The 3599-nt window shown below is 57.5% G+C and carries 3 protein-coding genes; all 3 read right to left on the bottom strand.

Features of this window, described 5'->3' with window-relative positions:
• Positions 1-1016 (bottom strand): hypothetical protein (locus tag ABI213_RS16585; protein WP_348027915.1); only part of this gene is annotated, 1016 nt, incomplete at its 3' end.
• A gap of 289 nt (positions 1017-1305) precedes the next feature.
• Positions 1306-3243, bottom strand: coding sequence for an HAD-IIIC family phosphatase (locus ABI213_RS16590; protein WP_348027917.1), 1938 nt, complete (start codon positions 3241-3243; stop codon positions 1306-1308).
• On the bottom strand, positions 3240-3599 hold a 360-nt coding region (locus ABI213_RS16595), incomplete at its 5' end, for an SDR family oxidoreductase (protein WP_348027919.1). The genes ABI213_RS16590 and ABI213_RS16595, both read right to left, overlap by 4 nt.

The raw sequence follows: 3599 nt of genomic DNA on the forward strand, positions 1-3599 counted from the left end.
CTCTCAAAATGAAGCCAAGACTCTTCGGCCATAAGTGCTTCCACGCGAAAACGTGCTGTAACCCCCAAAGCGGGCAGTAATGCACCGTAGTCTTTAGGAATAAACATGGCTTTCCCGCCACGGTCCTCATAGTCGCGCATGGGCTGCTGGCTCAAAGCAGTACATAAGGCTAGCGTGGTATTACTGTCTGCTAAAGCTAGCGCCTTACCAATCAAACGGTCATGCGCTTGATAGCCAAACCGGATAGCTTGGCCATAGGTGTCAAGCTCGGTTTGGGAGGGTTTCAATTTGAATATAGACGGATCATGGTGTGCCCAGTACTTGTGCTGGTAATGGGCAGTGGCATTTGAGAAGAAAATACCTACGCGGGGGTTACGCTGGCTTTTCCAGAAGTGTGCAAAAACGTCCCATAACAGGCGATCAAGAATGGTGGCACGCCGCCACTTTACGTCTAGAGAGCCAACACGTTCCTGCCAAAGTTGGCTGATAGCGCCCTTAATCGAATCAAACGAAACTCCATGACTGCCTAGAAAGCGGACGGCACCCCACGCATCACTCGCATTAAATTTATCGGTACGGGCATGGCCAGTGATTGCAGAGCGAATGAACTTACAAAAAGGCTTAACCTCAGGAGACGGGGTTTGGGATGCTGCCCATGGATCTGGGATAAATATAGAACGGTCTGCACGCGAGAATTTCACATTCATGGGGGAGACAAGCAAAACATTGGCATCGGCCACGTCATCCCAGAAAGGTTTATGGTTCAGCTTATTAGCTTCATCCAAATCCATAATGTGGTGCTCAGAAACTGGTACACCGGTGTGCAGCGTCACCCACTGTATCCAAGGCTCTAGAAATTCTTCGTCGGTATGCGTAACAAAAGTTTCAGAAGCCTCTTTTAATTTTTTGAAATTTGGCAATACGCCTTCACCAATAAATTTATCAATTAGGCTAGGGCATAACTCATTGAATTCAAGCAGAATTAAACGCCGTTTGGACTGCATATTTGTAGACACTTTTATTCCTTTATTCAAGATTTATATGAGCTATAGCAGTTATAAAAACAGCCTAGTGCATATTTTAAAAAACCAAAGCTTTAACTCAAAATAACTCTATTTACTAGCATCCACGGCGCCAATACTCTCACACCAAGTCAGTTGAAAAACCCATCGGCCCCACCCATCGAAGCAATTCTGGTGCCAGTCGAAATCAGTATAAACGCTATAGACAAAAGGCTGAACCATTGTCCGGGGTCGCAAGTTTTCGACATGTAAGCAGAACCCGCATAGTCTTTTCTTGGTATCACTAACTTACGATAAATTTCTCATCCGCCTTTGGCGCGAAGCCGCTGCGCAGGATGGCAATCGGCAGGTCTACCAGTGGCGCGTCTTGCACGTGCAGCTCCCATACGGTGCTGCCGTCAGCCTGCTTGTCCACCAGGGTGAAGCCGAGCTTGGCGTAGTGGTCTTCGACCAGCTTGTTCTTCTCGGTAGGCAGGTAGCGGCCTATGAGGCGCTGGATGCCTTGGGCGCGGGCCTGGGTAATGAGCTCTTGCAGCACGGCGGTTTCGGCCTTGCGGCCCAGTACGCGGCAGCTCATGAGCCAGGTGTCGATGTCCCAGTCGGCCTGCTGGCGGCGGCAGATCACCACGCTGATCATGCCGTTGTCGCCAAAGGCATCGGCCAGCCGCACTTGCAGGGTGAAGGCGTTGGGGTCTTGCTGCGCGGCGGCCACGTCGGCCTCGGTGTAGCGGCGGGTGGTGAGGTTGAACTGGTTGGATTTGTTGATGAGCTGGGCGATGCGGGCACGGCCGGTATCGTCAAACGGCTGCAGGGTCATCTGCATGTTGAGCGAGACCAGGTAGGCATCCACGTCGCCGGCCTGTTTTTGCAGGGTGACACGGCGGGCGTTGTCCTGGTAGAACTCTGCGCGTTTGCGGTCTTCGCCCGAAAAGGCAATGGCTTCAAAGTAGCCTGCGGCCTGTAGGGTGCGGGCATACAGGGCGGCGTTGTCGGGCAGCTCGGGCACGGCTACCTGGGGCAGCATTTTGCGCACCAGGCCACGCTCTACGGGGTTGTCGTCCAAAAACACCATGGCATCCAGGCCCAAAGAGAGCTCTTCGGCAATGGCTTTGATGTTGGTGGCTTTGTCGTTCCAGTTGGCCTGGAAGACGGCGATGTGGTCTTCGCGCAACAGCATTTCGGGGTGCTTCTGGAAGGGCTGGCGGGCGATGTTGTCGGTGTTTTTAGAGGATACCGCCAGCACCACGCCACGGTCGCGCAGGGCCAGGGCGGTGCGCTGCACGTGCAGGTGGGCCTCGCCGGTGGCATCGCCCTGGCCAATGACGATGCCGTCCAGGCCGTCGTCGCCAATCACACCGCCCCAGACGGTGTTGTCCAGGTCCAGGATCAGGCATTTGCGGCTTTTGCCACGCAAGGCGGCGATGAGGCGGCAGACGTGGTCGGCGTACAAGGGCAAGAATTCGCTGGCAAACGGCAGTTTGGCCATGTTCCACAGGGTGGGGTCGTGCCAGTCGGCCAGGCCCACGGTTTCGGCCAGGTGGGCCACGTCAAGCAGCAGGTCTTCGGTGCCCGCCACGCTCTGGGCGATGCCGCGGTTGACCTCGTCGATCAGTTGGCGCGGGGTACCGGGCAGGGCCATGTCCAGGCTGCCAAACGCCGACTCTACCGGGCGCGGCAGGGTTTGCAGGATGCAGATGGCCTTGCTGTTGGTGCGCAGGCCGTTGCGGATCATCTCCAGGTGGCCCAGGGCGGCCTGTACGGTGTGGTGGGCGGCCTCGGCATCGCCCAGCGCGGCGTTCAGCGGCAGGCCCCGGTAGTCCACGGCCACCAGCACGGCATCGCACTGGGCCTGGTGGATGGTGGAACTGGGCGACAAGGCTTCTTGCATAACCTGGTCGAAGTCGGCCTCTATGCAGTCCAGGGCTATGCCGTGGCGGGCGGCGGTGGCCACCAGTGCGGGCACGATGAAATGCGAGGTGGCGTTGCTCAGGATGCCGAGCCTAAACGGCACCAGCGGAGCCATGGAGGTGCCTGCCGCGCGGGCTTTCTGGATGGCCTTGGCCAGCTTGTTGAGCTGGTTTTCGTCCAGCGCATGGTTGGCCAGATGCTGCAGGCGCAGGCCCAGGGGGGCGGGCTCAGTCAGCAGTTGGCGGCATTGGGCAGAAAAGTCTTCGGGGGCGGCTTGCAGCCAGCCCAACTGGGAATAGAGATGGTTGCTCATGCGCCAATGGCCTCCTCAACAATGAGCGACGCCACCTGTGCGGGCGTCTGGAATGGGGCTTTCTCGCGCTGGGTGGCCAGAAAGCGCTCGTCAAATGCTTCGAGCATGGGGGTTTCGGTGTAACCGGGCTTTACGGCGCGCACGCGCAGCCAAGAGTAGTCTGCCGCCAGCATTGCCAGCATGCCGGCCATGCCGTGCTTGGCAATGACGTAGGCTCCCATGCCGGATGAAGCGCCTTCGATGCTGTTCGTGCCGTTGCCCATGGCCTGGGTCAAGATGCCCACCACTGCACCATTTTTGTGCTTGCGAAAGCAGCGGCGCACCAGTTCGGCCAGCAGGCGCTGCGGGCCGAGCAC

The organism is Rhodoferax sp. (genome assembly GCF_039922535.1).
GTDB lineage: Bacteria > Pseudomonadota > Gammaproteobacteria > Burkholderiales > Burkholderiaceae_C > Rhodoferax_B.